This window comes from Kribbella sp. NPDC055071, assembly GCF_053608045.1.
The window spans coordinates 199,391-216,356 of sequence record NZ_JBSGUS010000014.1 but is presented as its reverse complement, the minus strand read 5'-3'; the positions used below and the strand labels follow the sequence as shown (position 1 = coordinate 216,356).

The 16,966-nt window shown below is 68.3% G+C and carries 19 protein-coding genes; 10 read left to right on the top strand and 9 right to left on the bottom strand.

Annotation, left to right across the window (positions count from 1 at the left end):
- Positions 1-9: 9 nt before the first annotated feature.
- Complete coding sequence (locus ACWF4Z_RS23815; protein ID WP_452245322.1) at positions 10-387, top strand: VOC family protein; 378 nt, start codon at positions 10-12, stop codon at positions 385-387.
- Positions 388-417: 30 nt separating this feature from the next.
- On the opposite strand, the gene ACWF4Z_RS23810 is transcribed toward ACWF4Z_RS23815, so the two are convergent.
- The 4 genes from ACWF4Z_RS23810 to ACWF4Z_RS23795 all read right to left on the bottom strand — a co-directional run bounded on the left by ACWF4Z_RS23810 (position 418) and on the right by ACWF4Z_RS23795 (position 3,997).
- On the bottom strand, positions 418-1,005 hold the full coding sequence (locus tag ACWF4Z_RS23810; RefSeq protein ID WP_452245321.1) for a histidine phosphatase family protein: 588 nt from the start codon (positions 1,003-1,005) through the stop codon (positions 418-420).
- Between the two features lie 56 nt (positions 1,006-1,061).
- Positions 1,062-1,430, bottom strand: coding sequence for a DUF1304 domain-containing protein (locus ACWF4Z_RS23805; protein WP_452245320.1), 369 nt, complete (start codon positions 1,428-1,430; stop codon positions 1,062-1,064).
- 96 nt (positions 1,431-1,526) lie between these two features.
- Positions 1,527-2,435 carry a phosphotriesterase family protein gene (locus tag ACWF4Z_RS23800; RefSeq protein ID WP_452245319.1) on the bottom strand — a complete coding sequence of 303 codons (909 nt, stop codon included), beginning with the start codon at positions 2,433-2,435 and terminating at the stop codon, positions 1,527-1,529.
- Between the two features lie 83 nt (positions 2,436-2,518).
- The gene (locus ACWF4Z_RS23795; RefSeq protein ID WP_452245318.1) at positions 2,519-3,997 is read right to left on the bottom strand and encodes a DEAD/DEAH box helicase; all 1,479 of its coding nucleotides are present in this window, start codon (positions 3,995-3,997) and stop codon (positions 2,519-2,521) included.
- 393 nt (positions 3,998-4,390) lie between these two features.
- Here ACWF4Z_RS23795 and ACWF4Z_RS23790 point away from each other — a divergent pair, with 393 nt between their 5' ends.
- The 4 genes from ACWF4Z_RS23790 (at position 4,391) to ACWF4Z_RS23775 (ending at position 7,926) form a co-directional block, all read left to right on the top strand.
- On the top strand, positions 4,391-4,900 hold the full coding sequence (locus ACWF4Z_RS23790) for a DinB family protein (RefSeq protein WP_452245317.1): 510 nt from the start codon (positions 4,391-4,393) through the stop codon (positions 4,898-4,900).
- A gap of 37 nt (positions 4,901-4,937) precedes the next feature.
- Positions 4,938-5,978 (top strand): amidohydrolase family protein, encoded by a 1,041-nt coding sequence (locus tag ACWF4Z_RS23785; protein ID WP_452245316.1) that lies wholly within the window; start codon positions 4,938-4,940, stop codon positions 5,976-5,978.
- Positions 5,979-5,981: 3 nt separating this feature from the next.
- Positions 5,982-6,338, top strand: coding sequence for a YybH family protein (locus ACWF4Z_RS23780; RefSeq protein WP_452245315.1), 357 nt, complete (start codon positions 5,982-5,984; stop codon positions 6,336-6,338).
- 145 nt (positions 6,339-6,483) lie between these two features.
- Complete coding sequence (locus ACWF4Z_RS23775) at positions 6,484-7,926, top strand: ankyrin repeat domain-containing protein (RefSeq protein ID WP_452245314.1); 1,443 nt, start codon at positions 6,484-6,486, stop codon at positions 7,924-7,926.
- Here ACWF4Z_RS23775 and ACWF4Z_RS23770 read toward each other — a convergent pair.
- Entirely contained in the window at positions 7,892-8,989 is a 1,098-nt protein-coding gene (locus ACWF4Z_RS23770; RefSeq protein WP_452245313.1) for a calcium:proton antiporter, read from the bottom strand. The two genes, ACWF4Z_RS23775 and ACWF4Z_RS23770, sit on opposite strands and share 35 nt — an antisense overlap.
- 61 nt (positions 8,990-9,050) lie before the next feature.
- Here ACWF4Z_RS23770 and ACWF4Z_RS23765 point away from each other — a divergent pair, with 61 nt between their 5' ends.
- Positions 9,051-9,551 (top strand): N-acetyltransferase family protein, encoded by a 501-nt coding sequence (locus ACWF4Z_RS23765; protein ID WP_452245312.1) that lies wholly within the window; start codon positions 9,051-9,053, stop codon positions 9,549-9,551.
- Positions 9,548-10,390: an SCO6745 family protein gene (locus ACWF4Z_RS23760; RefSeq protein WP_452245311.1), complete on the top strand. Its 843-nt coding sequence runs from the start codon at positions 9,548-9,550 to the stop codon at positions 10,388-10,390. Before ACWF4Z_RS23765 ends, ACWF4Z_RS23760 begins: the two co-directional genes overlap by 4 nt.
- Here ACWF4Z_RS23760 and ACWF4Z_RS23755 read toward each other — a convergent pair.
- The gene (locus tag ACWF4Z_RS23755) at positions 10,387-10,971 is read right to left on the bottom strand and encodes a TetR/AcrR family transcriptional regulator (protein ID WP_452245310.1); all 585 of its coding nucleotides are present in this window, start codon (positions 10,969-10,971) and stop codon (positions 10,387-10,389) included. The two genes, ACWF4Z_RS23760 and ACWF4Z_RS23755, sit on opposite strands and share 4 nt — an antisense overlap.
- A gap of 97 nt (positions 10,972-11,068) precedes the next feature.
- On the opposite strand from ACWF4Z_RS23755, the gene ACWF4Z_RS23750 reads away from it, so the two are divergent.
- Positions 11,069-12,277, top strand: coding sequence for an FAD-dependent monooxygenase (locus ACWF4Z_RS23750; protein WP_452245309.1), 1,209 nt, complete (start codon positions 11,069-11,071; stop codon positions 12,275-12,277).
- Here ACWF4Z_RS23750 and ACWF4Z_RS23745 read toward each other — a convergent pair.
- A complete protein-coding gene (locus ACWF4Z_RS23745; RefSeq protein WP_452245308.1) occupies positions 12,228-13,115 on the bottom strand; it encodes a LysR family transcriptional regulator ArgP in 888 nt (295 codons plus the stop codon). The genes ACWF4Z_RS23750 and ACWF4Z_RS23745 overlap by 50 nt on opposite strands.
- A 108-nt stretch (positions 13,116-13,223) precedes the next feature.
- Between ACWF4Z_RS23745 and ACWF4Z_RS23740 the strand changes: the two genes are divergently transcribed.
- Positions 13,224-13,823 (top strand): LysE/ArgO family amino acid transporter, encoded by a 600-nt coding sequence (locus tag ACWF4Z_RS23740; protein WP_452245307.1) that lies wholly within the window; start codon positions 13,224-13,226, stop codon positions 13,821-13,823.
- 6 nt (positions 13,824-13,829) lie between these two features.
- Here ACWF4Z_RS23740 and ACWF4Z_RS23735 read toward each other — a convergent pair whose 3' ends face one another.
- Positions 13,830-14,741: an SDR family oxidoreductase gene (locus ACWF4Z_RS23735; RefSeq protein ID WP_452245306.1), complete on the bottom strand. Its 912-nt coding sequence runs from the start codon at positions 14,739-14,741 to the stop codon at positions 13,830-13,832.
- A gap of 55 nt (positions 14,742-14,796) precedes the next feature.
- Between ACWF4Z_RS23735 and ACWF4Z_RS23730 the strand changes: the two genes are divergently transcribed.
- Entirely contained in the window at positions 14,797-15,492 is a 696-nt protein-coding gene (locus ACWF4Z_RS23730) for a TetR/AcrR family transcriptional regulator (RefSeq protein ID WP_452245305.1), read from the top strand.
- On the opposite strand, the gene ACWF4Z_RS23725 is transcribed toward ACWF4Z_RS23730, so the two are convergent.
- Positions 15,411-16,343 (bottom strand): DMT family transporter, encoded by a 933-nt coding sequence (locus tag ACWF4Z_RS23725; protein ID WP_452245304.1) that lies wholly within the window; start codon positions 16,341-16,343, stop codon positions 15,411-15,413. The two genes, ACWF4Z_RS23730 and ACWF4Z_RS23725, sit on opposite strands and share 82 nt — an antisense overlap.
- Between the last annotated feature and the right edge of the window lie 623 nt (positions 16,344-16,966).

Below are 16,966 nucleotides of genomic sequence, written 5' to 3'. Positions count from 1 at the left end.
GGTCTGCCCATGACTTCCCGCGTGCGCACGGTCACCTTCGACACCCGCGATCCGTACGAGCTGGCCGGCTTCTGGCTGCAGGTGCTCGACGTGCCCCGCCCCGACGACGACCACCCCGGTGATCCCGCGGCGCTGGTCGTCACCGACGCCATGACCCTGCTGTTCGAGCAGAACGACGACGTGAAGGCCGTCAAGAATCGCGTCCACCTCGACCTCGAGCCCGATATCCCCCGCGACGAGGAGGTCGAGCGCATCCTCGCCCTCGGCGCCACCATCGCCAACGACCTCCGCAACCCTGACGGCACGGGCTGGGTCGTCATGCACGACCCCGAAGGCAACGAGTTCTGCGTCCTGCGAAGCCAAGCGGAGCGAGACGCAACCAGCTAGCTCCCCCGATGGCCAGAGACCAGGACGCAGCTAACCCCCGAGGGTCAGGGACCAGGAGCCGGCGAGTGCAGCGAGGCTGACCGTGGCCAGTGGCCGGATGTCCACGTGGCGCAGTGACTCCGCGGGGGCGTCGAGGACGTAGAGCACGATCGCCCGGACCACTGCGGGATGCACGACGGCGACGATCGTACGGCGTTCCTCGCCGAGCTGACCCAGGTCACCGAGCCAGTCCGCGACCCGCGCGAGGACATCGTTCTCGCTCTCGCCACCCGGGGTCGCGGTGTGCGGACGCTCGAGCCACACCGACACCCGGGCCGGGTCCTCGGCGAGCAGCTCCTCGAGCCCGCGACCGGTCCAGTCGCCGTACTCGCGGTCTCGCAGGGCGGGCTCAAGCGCCGGGACCAGGCCCAGTGCCTCCGCAGTACGTACGGCGGCCTGCTCGGGACCGGCGTACACCACGTCAGCCTCGAGCTTCAGCTCGCCCGCAGCCTCGACACTCGCCGGATCCGGCTCGCCGTCGCCACCGAGGACGAGCCCCCGCAGCGAGGGTGTGAGCGCGTGGGCGACCAGTGTGAGTGATCGAGGTGGTGGGGTCGGGAGGGAATCCTGCGCCGTCAAGCCGCAACCACCTTCTGTCGAGTCATCCGGGCGGTTCACAGCGTAGCGGGCAACGATCAGAGGATCGCCGCGAGGACCAGGGCGATGATCGGCGGGACGGCCTGGGTCGCGGCGGCGCGGGCCATCCGGCGGTCCGAGGCGATCAGCACGATGCCGGCGCCGGCCATGCACGCACAGGCGAACAGCGCGATCGCGTGTCCCTTGTCGCCGCTCCAGATCAGCCCGCCGAGCGCGCCGATGGCGAGGAACAGGTTGTAGAAGCCCTGGTTGAACGCCCACGGCCGCGCGACCGCCGCCTCGGTGTCGTCCTTGACCAGGAACCGCTTGTACGTGCTCGGCTTGGAGAACAACAGGCTCTCCATCGCAAACACCGCGAGGTGGAACACCCCGGCGATCCCCACGAACACCTGCGCTACAAAACTCATCCACGTCCTCGCTTCGCTCCCGGCGCGGATGAGGCACGAGACCCACTGTGTTTGATGATGAACTCGCTTCGCTCCTTCATGCCGGGAAACGTACCGTCAGGCGCGCCAGTCCGTGGCGAAGGCGCGCGCGGGGTTCGTCTTGAAGACCGCGTCCGCGACATCTCCACCCAGGTGACGGGCGATCTTCGGCCGCAGATGCGTGAGCAGGTACGGCATGCCCGGACCTTCGGAGGTGGAGCGCGCCCGGGCCGAGGTGGTATCGCCGCCGAGCAGCAGCCGATCGGCATACCCCGCATCGACGAGCGCGGCCAAGCAGTCCATCAGCTGCGGATCGGTCGCGCTGTTGGCCCGCGACGGTCCGTCGAACTCCAGCCAAGCACCCCGCTTCGCCAACTCCAGCTGCGCACGGTGATCCGGGAAGCGGTTCAAATGCCCGAGGATCACCGCCAACGGATGAACATCGAGCTCGTCGACGAGCAGGTCCAGTACGGCGTCCGCCGCCGAGCCGAGCTCATGATGTACGGCGATGGCCGCACCGGTCGCGTGGTGAGCCTCGGCCGCGGCCCGCATCACCAGCTTCGCGTGCTCGTCCAGTACGTGGAACCCACCGGCCACCTTGATCAGCCCGGCACGCACCGAACTGTTGCCGATGCCAACGGTCAGCTCGCGGACGAAGATCTCCGCGAGCTGATCCCGCACCTCGTCGACGAACCCGTCAGGATAGTGCTCCCGACGGTGCAAACCGGTGGCGGCGACGAGCGAAATCCCTGTCCTGGTGGAGATCCCGGGCAACAGCTCGGCCCGGCGGCCCAACCCGTACGGCGTCCACTGCACGATCGCCTGACCACCGGCGTCCGCGAACGCGCGAACTTCGGCCAGCGCGGCGGCCTCGTCGTCCAGCTCCTGTCCGGCCAGGAGCGCCGACCGGAAGAACAGGTGATCGTGTGAGTCGCAGACACCGAGCGCCTCGGGGAGGAGGTCGTTGAGGACCGTTCGAATCCGCATGAGTACCTCGCTGTCAGGAGTCGTCAGAAGAGATCGTGACAGGACCAGGTGTCACGATCTCTTCCGGGTAGCGCGGTTCCTGCTCAGCGGCCTCGGCGCGACGAGCGGGTGCCGGCCGAGAAGGCCGCGGCCCCCGCAGTACGGCTGCCGGATCCCGGCGTACTCGTGCTGTAGGTCTTCGGCGCGCTGCTGCGCTTCGACCCGCCGGCCTTCGAGCCACCGGCGCTCGACGCACCGGCCTTCGACGTACTGGCCTTCGAGGTGTTGGGCGACTTCGAACGACCCCTGCCGCGGGCCGGCCGCCCGGTCCCGCGACCCGATCCGGCCTTGCGGGTCGACGGGGCGGTGCCTTCCGGTTGCGGCGCCTTCAGCACGGGTGTGACATAGCTGCGCTCGCCGGGCGCCAGCTCGGACAGCAGCGGGTCGCCGGTGGTGAGCTTGGTGATCGTCGGCGCGATGCCGGCCTTGCGGGTCAGATCGCGAACGTCGCGGACCTGCTCGTCGGTCATCAGCGTGATGACCGTGCCCTCGGCGCCCGCGCGGGCCGTGCGGCCGGAGCGGTGCAGGTAGGCCTTGTGCTCGATCGGTGGGTCGGCGTGGATCACCAGCGCGATGTCGTCGACGTGGATCCCGCGGGCCGCGATGTCGGTGGCGACGAGGGTCTTCGCCGTGCCGTCGGAGAAGGCTTCGAGGTTCCGCGTGCGGGCGCCCTGGGAGAGGTTCCCGTGCAGCTCGACGGCCGGAACGCCTTGGGCGATCAGCTTCTTGGTGAGCGACTTCGCGCCGTACTTGGTCCGGGTGAAGACGAGCGAACGCCCGGGCGCCGCGGTCAGGTCGACGAGGACCGGGAGCCGGTTCGCCGGCTGGACGTGCAGCACGTGGTGGGTCATCCGCGACACCGGCGACTGCGCCGAGTCGACGCTGTGCGTCACCGGGTTGTTCATGAACCGCTGAACCAGTACGTCGACGCCGGCGTCCAGCGTGGCCGAGAACAGCAACCGCTGAGCGGTCGACGGGGTCGCCTCGAGGATCCGGCGGACGGCGGGCAGGAAGCCGAGGTCGGCCATGTGGTCGGCCTCGTCGAGCACGGTGATCTCCACCGAGTCGAGCTTGGCGTGCCCGGCCTTGACGTGGTCCTCGAGCCGGCCGGGGCACGCGACGACGATGTCGGCACCTTTGCGGAGACCGGTGATCTGCGGGCCGTGACCGACACCGCCGAAAATCGTCATCGTGCGCAGGTCGAGCGCGTCGGCCAGCGGCGTGATCGAGGCCTGGATCTGGGTGGCGAGCTCGCGGGTCGGCGCGAGGATCAGGGCGCGCGGACGGTTCGGCTTGCGCTTGGTCCTACCGGTCGCAAGGCGGGCCAGCACGGGCAGGACGAACGCGTAGGTCTTGCCCGATCCGGTCCGGCCGCGACCGAGAACGTCCTTACCGGCCAGGGAATCCGGCAGGGTCGCCGCCTGGATCGGGAACGGCTTGGTCACTCCGGTCGCGGCGAGCGCGGACGCCAGCACGTCGGGCACTCCGAGCGCGGCAAAGGTGAGGTCGTCCGGGATGACCATCGGCTCGACCTCGTCGTACTGCGCGGCGTCGGTAACGTTGTTGCTATTGGCAACCGTTGACTGGGGTGCGCCGGTTTTGTTGCGTCCGGCACCGGAACGGCGACGGCGGTTGGGCCGCGCGGTTGCGGATTGAGAAGAGGAGTTCTGAGCTTGGCGGGATGTAGACGTGGGGCGGCGGGCCGCCATGGGGTACTCCAAAAAGTCGGGGGTCGTCCTGCCCGGCGCGGCCAGTGGGCCGCGGCGCGTGGTGGTCGACTGCTGGCGCAGTGTGTTTGCGCTCACCGGCCCGAGGCAGAACTGGGCGGGCCGTCACATTCAGTGTACGGCACACCTGGTTGAACCCGCTCCGGTTATCCACAGGACACTCGTCACATCACGGGCTAGGTTCTCCCCGTGACGACAGAATTCCGCGTGAACCCGCCCACCACCGCCGGCGAGCGCGACATCCTGCAGGGATATCTCGACTACCACCGCGGCACGCTGCTGTGGAAGGTGTCCGGGCTCACCGGCGAGCAGCTCACCCAGCGCGCGGTCGCGCCGTCCGGCATGTCGTTGATCGGCCTGGTGCGGCACCTCACCGAGGTCGAGCAGTTCTGGTTCCGGCACTGCCTGGACGGGCAGGACTTCCAGGCGAGGTACTGGACCGACGAGTATGCGGACGGCGATTTCGACCTCGTCGACCCCGCCCAGGCCGAGCAGGACCTCGAGGACTTCCGCGCGATCATCAAGGTGTCGAACGAGATCGTGGCCGGCTACGCCCTCGACGACACCTTCACCCGGCGAGGACGTGACGAGGTGCAGTCGGTGCGTTACCTCTACGTCCACATGATCGAGGAGTACGCGCGCCACAACGGCCACGCCGACCTGCTCCGCGAACGCATCGACGGCCTCACAGGTGAATAGCTCGAGGTAGGCCTGTTCGTGCGGCAGGATGGCGAACATGACGACCTGGGTGTTCGAAGGAACCGTTCTGCCGGCCGGTGACACCGCCCGGCTCACGTTCGGCGGGTCCGGTGCCACGGACGTGTTGCCCGGGCGCTTCGCCGTACCCGGGCTGGTGGACTCGCACTGCCACCTGACCATGGGGTACGGCGAGGACGGCGAGGCGGCGATGTTCGGCGACGACTTCGCCAACGCACGGCTCGGCGAGCTGGCGGACGCCGGAGTGAGCGCCGTGCGCGACGTCGGCGGCAACCGCGAGGTCACCCTCAAGCTGGCGACCGCCCAGGACGACAGCCGCCCGGTCGTGATCGCCGCCGGACGGTTCTTCGCACCCCGCGGCCGCTACTTTCCGCAGATGTACACCCCGGTCGACCCCGAGGACCTCCTCGCCGCGGTCGAGACCGAGATCGCGGACGGCGCGGCCTGGCTGAAGCTCGTCGGCGACTTCCCCGAGGTCGACGCGAACGGCCCGGTCCGCGGCAGCCTGGTCGGGCCGACGTACGAGCTCGACCTGATCAAGGCCATGGTCGAGACCGCCCACGCCCATGGCGCTCGGGTCGCGTCCCACGTGACCAGCGAGCTCGTCAGCGACCTGATCGAGGCCGGGGTCGACTCGGTCGAGCACGGTACGTCGATCACCGAAGCGGACCTGCAGGCCCTCGGAGCCCGCGGCGGCGCCTGGACCCCGACGATGTGCGCATCGGTCGAGAAGGAGCCCGGCGACACCCCGGAGCGGGAGAAGCGCCGGCAGGCCCGGTCCGACTATTTGGCGTCGGTGCTGCCGCTCGCCGCGCAGTACGGCGTTCGTGTCCTGACCGGGTCCGACATCGTCGGGACCGTCGCCCGCGAGATGGAGCTGCTCGTGGAGCACGGCCTGACCGTCGACCAGGCGATCACGGCCGCGTCGACCGGAGCCCAGGAGTTCCTCGGTCTCACCGGCGCCGGCAACCTCGTCACGTACGACGCCGACCCGCGCGAGCATCCCGAGGTCCTGGCCACCCCGGCCGCGGTCGTCCTGAACCACCGCCGGCTCCGGTGACCCGTGCGGGAGAAGGACCTGGACAAGTGGGTCACCAAGTACCGCAAGGCCTGGGAGTCCAACGACCCCGGTGACATCGCCGCACTGTGGACCGAGGACGCGGCGTGGTACCGCAGGCCCGACGAGGAGCCGGTCCTCGGCCGGGATGCGATCGTGCAGGCCTGGTTGGAGGTCTCGGACGCGCCGGGCGAGACCCGATTCGAGTACGAGGTGCTCGGCTTCGGTGACGGAGTCGGTTTCGTCCGCGGGTGGACGACGTACCAGACCGAACCGCCAGGCGAGTTCAGCAACCTCTGGGTGATCCGGCTGGACAAGGATCGCGCCCACGAGTTCATCGAATGGTGGATGGAAAAGCCTTAGTGGGTTAGAGTCGCCGATAGGCGCTCAGGGCGCCACCGGTCCGCGGGAAGGGCTCAGCCCACCTGGTCACGAGGTTGTACGACGCATGTTCACCTCCTTTCTCGCCTGACGACGCGGACAGCAGGCTCGTAGAGAGGAGGTCGCTATGCCGACCCGAAATCTTCCGAACGACCCGAACCTCGAGCACCTGCACAACCAGGCCAAGGCGCTGCTCAAGCAGGTCCGTGACGGCTCACCGGAGGCGGTGGCGCTCGCCGCCGAGTTCCATCCCGTGCAGACGTTGGCCGATGCCCAGCTGGTTGTCGCCCGCAGCTACGGATTCCCCAGCTGGCCACGGATCGTGCGGCACCTCGAGCTGGTCACGCGTTACAGCCGGTCGCCGCATCGGCAGGCCGTCGGTGGACCACTCGACACCCCTTCGCAGCGCGCTGACGAGTTTCTGCGGCTGGCGACCTTGCATTACGGGCAGGACGATCCGGCGCGGCAACGATCCGCACGGGACCTGCTCGACCGCTTTCCAGACGTTGCCCAGAGCAACATCTACACGAAGGTGGTGGCGGGCGAAGTCGACGCGTTGCGGGCTGACCTGGCCGATCAGGCGAGCGTCGAAGGCGGCCCGTACCAGTGGGAACCGCTGCTGTACCTGACCTACAGCCGGCTCGACGCGCCACATCAGGTGGAGATCGCGCGACTGCTGCTGGAGAACGGCGCGGATCCGAACGCCGGCTACCTCTGGCAGGGCATGGCGTCGCCCTTCACCGCGCTGACCGGCGTGTTCGGCCGCGGCGAAGGCGATCAACCACCGCATCGCGATCGGGTCGAGCTCGCCCGCGTGCTGCTCGACGCGGGCGCGGATCCGAATGACAGCCAGACGATGTACAACTGCGGTCCCGGCTGTCCCCCGCCGTACGACGACGTGCACCTGGAGCTCCTGCTCGAGTACGGACTCGGCCGGGGCGACGGTGGTCCGTGGCACGAGCGGATGACGACTGCGCATCCGACGCCGACGCAGCTCCTGGAGGACGAGTTGGTGTTCGCTTCGTCGGAGGGGTTGCTGCACCGGGTCGAGCTGGTGCTTGCCCAGGGCATCGATCCGGAGGGGCGTGGGACCGAACACCCCGGCTTCGCCGGGCACCGTGCGTACGAACTGGCCGCCGTCCAGGGACACACGGAGATCGCCGAGCTGCTCCGCGCTCGCGGTGCGGCCGGGCTGGACGAGGTGCACGAGGTCTTCGCGGCGATCATGCGTGGCGAGACGCCGGACCTCAGCCCGGAGCTGGCCGCGCGGGCAGTTGCCCGCAATCCGCACCTGCCGATCCGGGCCGCGGAGATCGGCCGGACCGAAGCCCTGGAACCGCTGCAGAGCCTCGGTTTCGACCTCAACATCGTCGCGCTGTCGGCACCGATCCATCAGGCCGCGTTCCATGGTCACCTGGACACGGTCAAGAAGCTGATCGAGCTCGGCGCGGACCCCGAGCAGCGGGATCCGTCGTACGGCGGAACCGCGTACGGCTGGGCCGAGCACAATCACCAGCAAGCGGTGATGGACTACCTCAAGGACTTACCGCCAGGAACAGGAACGCGCTGAACACCATCAGGTGGACGGCACCCTGAAGCAGGGTGGCCCGGCCGGTGGCAAGGGTGAGCATGCTGGTCACGACAGTCAGCGCGAACAGGACCATCTCCTTGCCACCGAGGCCGAGCACGAGCGGTCCGTTCAGCCAGATGGACGCGACGGCAATGGCCGGGATGGTCAGGCCGATACTCGCCAGCGCTGAGCCGAGCGCGAGATTGACGCTGGTCTGCAGGCGGTTCCGCAGTGCCGCGCGGACTGCGGCAACCGTCTCCGGCAGCAGCACCAACAACGCGATCACCACACCGACCACGGCGAGCGGCGCGCCGGCCGACTCCACCGCGGACTCGAGCTTCGGCGAGACCGTCTTCGCGAGCCCGACCACCGAGATCAGGCAGACGAACAAGAGCCCGAGGCTGACGAGCGCGACCTTCCCGCTCGGCGCATCGGCGTGACCGTCCTGGTCCTTGTCGTCCTCGGCGGTGACCGGGAGGAAGTAGTCCCGGTGCCGGATCGTCTGGACGAACACGAAAACGCCGTACATCACCAACGACGTGACCCCGGCGAACGCGAGCTGGGCCGAGCTGAACTGCTGCCCGGGCGCACTTGTCGTGAACGTCGGAAGCACCAGGCTCAGCGTGACGAGCGCGGTCATCACGGCCAGCGCGCTGTTCGACGCGCGGATCCGGAACTCCTGGACGTGATGCTTGATCGAACCGACGATCAAGGCCAGGCCGAGGATCCCGTTGCAGGTGATCATCACCGCGGCGAACACGGTGTCGCGCGCGAGCGACGCGGCCTTGTCGCCACCGGATGCCATCAGCGTCACGATCAGCGCGACCTCGATGATCGTCACGGCGAGCGCGAGGATCAGCGTGCCGAACGGTTCGCCGACCCGATGCGCGACGACTTCGGCGTGATGAACGGCGGCGATCACCGCAGCACCGAGACCGGCGCAGACCAGGATCACCAGCACTGTGCCGAGGTCACGACCCCAGGACAGCAGCAGGACAACGAACGCGAGCGGGGGCACGGCCAAACTCCAGCGCGGCAACCCTTGGAGCACTGTTTTGGTCATCCCCAGACAGCCTATCGGGAATGCGCTTGGCATCCAGGGGCGTGCGGGTGATGCTTCTCGCATGCAGATCAGGACCGCCAAGGACGCCGATTGGGCGGCCATCTGGCCGTTCTTCCACGACATCGTCAGCGCCCGGGAGACCTACGCCTACGACCCGGAGCTCACCGAGCAGCAGGCGCGGGCGCTCTGGATGTCGCCGTCGAGTGCGACGCGGAGCCGGACCACGGTCGCGGTCGATGCCGACGGCACCATTCTCGGCAGCGCGAACATGTACCCGAACCGGCCCGGTCCGGGCGCGCATGTCGCCAGCGCCAGCTTCATGGTCAGCGGGGCGGCCCGCGGCAAGGGGGTCGGCCGGGCGCTGGCCGAGGACATGATCGCCTGGGCGGCGGCCGAGGGCTTCCGATCGATCCAGTTCAACGCGGTGGTCGAGACGAACGAGCCGGCCGTTCACCTCTGGCAGGCGCTCGGCTTCCGGATCGCCGGCACTGTGCCCGAGGCCTTCGACCACGCCAGACTCGGGTACGTCGGTTTGCACGTGATGTACCGTCCGCTGCCATGAGGGACAGCCGCGCTCGCCAGATGTGGAAGACGCTCGAGCCCTACCACGCGATCACGTACTTCGCTCCGGACACCAGGCAGGCAACCGACGCCCTCGGCCTCAAGGGTGGCTGGATGAGCTACTTCGCCTGCCGAGCCGCTCCGCTCGGAGCGGTCGGGCCAGAGCTGGTCGCGGCGGTGTTCTACAACTTCCACCCGGCGATGGTCGGCCGTGCGTTGCCGGACGCGTGGAGTCTGGCCTCCCCCGCACAGATTCTCGATGCCCGGTTGGCTGCCGTGGACAACGCCGTACGACGTTTGTTGCCGGATGCCTCGTTTGATCGCGCCGCCGAGGTGGCTCGGCAGGCAGCATCGGTGGCACCGATCGCCGGGCGACCTATTGCTGCCGCCAACGCCGCGCTGGACTGGCCGGACGAGCCGCATCTGGTGCTGTGGCAGGCCACAACTCTGCTCCGCGAGTCGCGCGGTGACGGCCACGTGGCCGCGCTGATGAGCGCCGAGCTCACGCCGTGTCAGGCGCTGGTGACGATCTCTGCCGCGGGTGGGCCGTCGAAGCAGGTCTTCCAGGTCAGCCGGCGGTGGAGCGACGAGGAGTGGGCTGTCGCCGAGGACGACCTGCGCAGTCGTGGATTGCTCTCCGATGCCGGCCTCACTGACGCGGGTCGGGCGGTGCGACAGGACGTCGAGGCAAGGACGGATGCGTTGGCCGAGCAGGGCTGGCGCGCGCTCGGCGACGAGCTGACCGCGGAACTCCATGACCTCGTGCGCCCGTTCAGTGCCACGTTCATGTCCGCCGGACTGATCCCGGCGGACAACCCGATGGCTCTGCGCTGGGACTAGTCCTTCTTGAGCCGGTCGGCCACTAGCTGGATCGAGCCGGCCAGGTCTTCACCGGTCGGAGCCTTGGCGGGGTCGAAGAGGTAGAGCGCGACCACCCCGAGCAGCAAGGCCTGGAAGAACGCGCCCACTCGCTGGACCGTCTCCGGGTCCGAGTCCGCGTCCGCGCCGCCGAAGAGATACGCGACTCCTTCGCGGGCCTCGCCCTGGAGTTTCGACAGCTCGGCCAACAGCTCCGGCATGTGCGCGCCGAGGCTGAGCACCTCGAACTGCGTGGTCCACAGCGCCCGGACGCCCGGGGCCGACAGGCTGTCGACGGTCAACCGCCAGGTCTCGGCGAACCGCTCCTGTGCGTTGTCGCCGGCAGTCCCGGCGCTCATCGTCTGCGCCAGCTCGGCACCCCAGTCGTCCAGCGCCACCCGCATCGCCTCGTTCAGCAACGCTTCCTTCGAACCGAAGTGATAGCCGATCGCCGCCAGGCTGACGCCGGCCTCGGTCGCGATGTCGCGCGCGGTCGTCCGGCCGTACCCCTTCTGCAGCAGACACGTCTTCGCGCCGTCGATCAGCGCCTCCCGATTTCCCATCCACAGAGCGTAGCACATCTGTCTCATACAAAGGTCTTGCACAAACGTCTAAGACCGTCGTACAGTCATCGCACCAACCAACTTTCGGAGGCTTGAGATGACTACGGTTCTGATTTCCGGTGCGAGCGTTGCGGGTCCGGCTCTGGCGTACTGGCTGCAGCGGTACGGCTACACCGTGACGGTGGTCGAGCGCGCTCCCGCGCCGCGGCCCGGCGGGTATGCGGTCGATTTCCGCGGCGCGTCGATGACGGTGCTCGAGCGGATGGGCATCCTCGAGGCGGTCAAGGCGAAGGCCACCAACATGGGTGAGATCACCTACGTGAACGAGCAGGGCAAGAAGGTCGCGGCCACCCCGCCGAGCGCCTTGAGCGGCGAGCTGGAGATCCTTCGCGGCGACCTGGTCGAGATCCTGTACGGGCAGACCGCCGGCACCACCGAGTACCTGTTCGGCGACTCGATCACGGACCTGCACGACGACGGCTCGGGTGTCGATGTGGTCTTCGAGAGCGGGCTGCGGCGACGGTTCGATCTCGTCATCGGTGCCGATGGCCAGCACTCGAACGTACGGCGTCTGACCTTCGGCGCGGAGTCGTCGTACGCACACAACCTCGGCTACTACGTGTCGGTGAGCACCGTGCCCAACCACCTGAACCTGGACTACAGCGGCCAGATCCTGAACGTGCCGGGCAAGGCCGTCGGCACCTACAGCGCCCGCGAGAACACCGAGGCGAAGGCGCTGTTCTACTTCTCCGCCAAGGAGAAGATCGACTACGACCGACGCAACCTGGAGTCGCAGAAGGCGATCGTCGACCAGAACTTCGCGGGGATCGGCTGGGAGGTGCCGACGCTGCTCGCGGGGATGCGGCAGGCGCCCGACTTCTACTTCGACTCGATCACCCAGATCAAGCTGGACAGCTACTCGCGCGGGCGCGTCGCGCTGGTCGGCGATGCCGGGTACTGCGCTTCGCCGCTGTCCGGGATGGGGACGAGCCTGGCCGTCGTCGGTGCGTACGTGCTCGCGGGCGAGCTGCGCGCGGCCGGTGGTGACTACGTGAAGGCCTTCGCGGCGTACGACGAGCAGATGAAGAAGTTCGTCATCGCTTGTCAGAAGCTGGCCGAAGAGGGCGCGATGTGGTTCATCCCGGGGAGCAAGGGGTTCATGAAGCTGCGGAACCTGACGCTGCGGATGATGCCGTACCTGCCTTGGCGCAAGGTGATCGAGCAGGCACCCTTCAAGGCCGCCAACGCGATCGACCTCAAGACCTACGAAGGCCTGCCGCAGCGGCCCGCAGCACCGCGGCCGTGAGCGCGTCGAGGATCCCGGACTCGAGCTTCCAGTGCTGCCAGTACAGCGGAACGTCGATGTACTTGCCTGGAGCAACTTCCACCAGGCGGCCGGCGGCCAGCTCGGGTCCGGCGACCTCGTCCTCGATCATCCCCCAGCCCAGACCGATCCGGACCGCCTGGTGGAAAGGTCCGGAGGCCGGGACGCCGTGGGTCGGCGGGTCGAGCCGCCGGCGGGTGACCTTGCGGATCAGGCGATGCTGCAGGACATCCTTGGAATTGAAGATGATGATCGGCGCTTCGGCGAGCGCGTCCGGCAGGGGCTTGTGGTTGAGCCAGCGCTCGGCGTACTCGGGAGTGGCGACAGGGAGGTACCGCATCTTGCCGAGCGGTACGACGCGGCAGCCCTGGACCGGCCGTGGATCGGCGGTCACCGCGGCCAGGACCGTCCCGTTGCGGAGGAACTCGGCGGAGTGTTCCTCGTCCTCCTGGTGGACCAGGAACCTGGCTTCGTGGGTTTGGGACAGGTCGAGCATCGCGGGCAGGAACCAGTTGTTGAGCGAGTCCGCGTTCACCGCGATCGGGAGCCGCAAGGCGTCGACCGTGCCGCGGATGGCGGTGATCGCGTCGAGCTCGAGCAGGTTCACCTGCCGGGCGAGCCGGAGCAGCGCCTCACCGGCCTCGGTCGGCCGAGCGGGCTTTCCCCGCATCACGACCACTTGACCGAGCCGGCTCTCCAACGCCTTGATCCGCTGGCTCACCGCGGAGGCCGTCACTCGCAACCGCTGCGCCGCCGCCTCGAAGCTGCCGGCGTCCACAACAGCCGCAAACGTCTCCAACTGCACAGAGTCGAACTCCACACCGACCCCTTCCATCAGCTTCCAGGCCCGGGCCTCCCTTAGGGATCCTAATGGGTACTGAGAATCTTTAGCTGGTTTGTTGGCGGAGAGCTTCCTAAGGTCGTCACCATGCCTTTGCTCGCCGGCTTCGCCACGGCCCTGACCTTGATCGTCGCCATCGGCGCCCAGAACGCCTTCGTCCTCCGCCAGGGCCTCCGCCGCGAGCACGTCCTACCGGTGGTCCTGATCTGCGCGTTGTCCGATGCACTCCTGGTCTCCGGTGGTATCGCCGGCCTCGGCGCGCTCCTCACCCGCAGCCATCTGGCCCTCGAGATCGCCCGGTTCGGCGGAGCCGCCTTCCTGTACGCCTATGCGATCTTCGCCGCGAAGCGAGCACTCCACCCGGGGTCCTTGAGCCCAGCTGACCACGCTCCGGCCGCGCTCGGCAGCGTCGTACTGACGTGCTTGGGCTTCACGTATCTCAACCCGCACGTCTATCTGGACACCGTCGTACTCCTGGGGTCGCTTGCCAATCAGCGCGGGACCGACGGGCGGTGGTTCTACGGTCTCGGCGCTGTTGCCGCCAGCTTCGTCTGGTTCTTCGCGCTGGGTTTCTTCTCGCGGAAGCTCTCGCCGATCTTCGCCCGGCCTCGGGCTTGGCAATACCTCGACAGCGGGATCGCGCTCCTGATGGCGGCTCTGGCCACCTGGATGCTCATCCCCTCGTAGTGCGGGTCAGCGGTAGCCGGTGGTGTCGGCGGGCTTGCCTGGGTCCTGGACCTCGACGATGTACCGCCAGGCTTGCGGTTGGGAGCCGTCTTGGTCGGTGAAGTTGTAGTGGCGGGCGAGCTCTTCGCTGGAGGTGGATTTGCCGTTCCAGCGGCGTACGTCGGGATCGGCGGCCAGGGCTGCGACTGCGCGGCCCACATAGCTTGGGGTCTCCGAGATGGCGAAGTGCGGGATGCGTTCGGTTGCGTCGCGCCAGTTCGCCTCGGTGACGCCGAAGCCGTCGAGCATTGCCTCGGAGCGGAGCCAACCGGGGGTGAGAAGCACCGCGGTCGCGTCATACTGGTCGAGCTCGTGCGCGAGTGCGAACGCCATCCGGCTGACCGCGCCCTTCGCTACGTCGTAGAAGAACGAGACACGGTAGTTGGTGGCGTTGTAGTCGTTCGTCCCGTCGGTCATCTCGACGACGAGGCCGCCGGGTGACTTGATCAGCAGCGGCAGTGCGTAGTGGCTGGTGATCGCGTGGGTGTGGACGCCGAGTTGCAGCAGTCGCAGGCCGTTCTCGAGGTCGCTCTCCCAGACGGTCTTGTCCCACTCGGGCTCGCTGTGCTGGCCCCAGATGTCGTTCACGAGGATGTGCAGCGCGCCCTGCTCGCGCTGGATCCGGTCGATCAGGTCGCGCACCTGCTCGGGCACGAGATGGTCGACCGGTACGGCGATGCCGTGGCCGCCGGCCGCGTCGACAAGCTCGGCGGTCTCCTCGATCGTCTCCGGCCGGTCCATCTCGGACCGTCGGGCCCGGGTGCTGCGACCAGTCACGTACACCGTCGCGCCCGCGGCGCCGAGCTCGACCGCGATCCCTCGCCCGGCTGCCCTGGTCGCGCCCGCCACCAACGCCACCTTCCCCGCCAACGGCTTCATGGATTGCCACCCTCTTTGGTATTCATACGCTGTATGGTTATGTACCATACGACGTATGGTTAATGCTGGCAAGCGCTCCGGGCGGCCTCGGGCCGGTGCGGAGCGACTGAGCCGGACGGCGATCCTGACCGCAGCGCTGCGGATCGTGGACGACGAAGGCATCGACGCGCTGACCATGCGGCGGCTCGCGGCGACGCTCGAGGTCAATCCGATGTCGCTCTACCACCACTTGCCGAACAAGGCCGCCGTTCTGGCCGGTTTGGCGGAGTTGGTCTTCGCCGATCTCGAGCAGTCCGATCCGGGCGACAGTGTGCCGTGGGAGGAACAGCTGAAGGCCGCGGCTCGGTCGTACCGCAGTGCACTGCGAGCCCATCCGAACCTTGCGCTGCAGGTGTTGTCGGACACGTCCGCCGTGTCTGAGGTCGTCGTCGTGACGGTCGAGCCGTACTACCGAGCACTCGATCGGGCCGGTCTGTCACCGCGGCAGATCTTCGAGTCCGTCAACACGATCGTCGACTTCATCCACGGGTTCACCCTCGGCGAGGCGTCGGTCCGCGCCGAGACCTTTGAGTTGGCGCCTGACCTGGTTGCCCGGGTGGCGGGACTCCCCGCCGGTCAGGCGCCAACGCTCGTCCGGATCGTCGGCGAGTTGGGTGCGGAGGGTCTGGCCTACGAGTTCGACGCCGGATTCGAGTCCGGGTTGACTGTGTTGACCGCCGGCATCGCTGCTGTGGCGCGGCGCGAGCGGTAGCGGGAGATGGCGACACCAATCAGGCAGAGCACGCCGCCGAGGTAGGCGAGTGGTGCCGGGCTCTCGCGGAGCAACAGCCAGCCGAGGAAGATCGTCAACGGCGGGACCAGGTACGTCGTCGCACCCATCCGGCCGGCCGTCGTCCGCGCCAAGGCATAAGCCCAGGTCGTGAAGGCGATCGCGGTCGGGAACGCACCCAGGAAGACAACCCACCAGATCGTCGACGGCCGCGCATCGGCGGTCTCCCGGACCAGCGCCGGCGCGAACGGCAGACAGGCGACCGCGCCGATCACGCACGACAACCAGGTCACCTCGAGCGCAGGCAGCCGGGCGAGCAACGGCTTCTGCGAGACCACACCAACGGCGTAGGCGGCCGCGGCGACCAGACACAGCACCACGCCCCACGTCTCAGTCGTCCCGCTGGACGATGAGAGTCCGATCAGGACGACCCCGGCAAACGCGGCGATGCTCCCGAACACCAGTTGGCGCGGGAAACCCTCATGCAGCAGCAGTCCGGCCAGGATCGCGATCAGGAGCGGGCCGATGTTCACGAGCATCGCGGTCGTGCCTGCGTCGAGCCGGTGCTCGGCTTCATTCAGCGCAAGGTTGTAGACGCCGAACCACAGCAACCCGCACAGCAGTAGGAACTTCCAGTCCCCTCGCGCCGGCCACCGCCGAGGCCGCGCGAACACGAAGACCCCCAGCAGCACACTCCCGACCAACAGCCTCCCCAACGACAGCGCCCCCGCCGAAATCTCCGGAGCCACATGCCGAATAGCCACAAACGCCGAAGCCCACAACACCACAGTCACCCCAGCCGCCCCAGCGGCCAACACCCCTTGCCTCTTCATACCTGTACAACGTCCAGTCCACTCATGATGTGAGCCTAAGCACCAAACCCTTAGTCCCCCACCGAACCGTCACCTCACCACCCGCCCCGCCATCCGGCCGAACCATCCACCTGCTGAATCACCGAGCGGCGCAGCCGGGTTGGGGCGGATTTCTTCCCGTTCCCGGCAGGAAATCCTCCCGAACCCGTTCCCTACAAAGCGAACCCCGCCACCCCGAACAGAACGTTCCAGCTGCCGATCCACCAGCCCGAACCTGGTGCCGCAGGGAGCACCCCATTTCGACACCCTGAAAGCCCCCACCCACCACGACCCACCGCCAGCCACCGCCAGCCACCGCCAGCCACCGCCAGCCACTGCCAGCCACTGCCAGCCACCGCCAGCCACCGCCAGCCACCGCGATCTACCACCATCCACCGCGATCCAGCGCGATCCAGCGCGATCCAGCGCGATCCAGCGCGATCCACCGACGTGATCACATTCAGCGCGCGACCACTCGGGTCAGCGGCTCCGGGCTAGCTGCCGTCCTTCCCTGGTCGGGGGGGGGGGGGGGGGGGGTGGGGGGGGGGGGGGGGCCGCCGCCCCCCCGCCCCCACGCCCCCCACCCCCCCCCCCCCCCCCACACA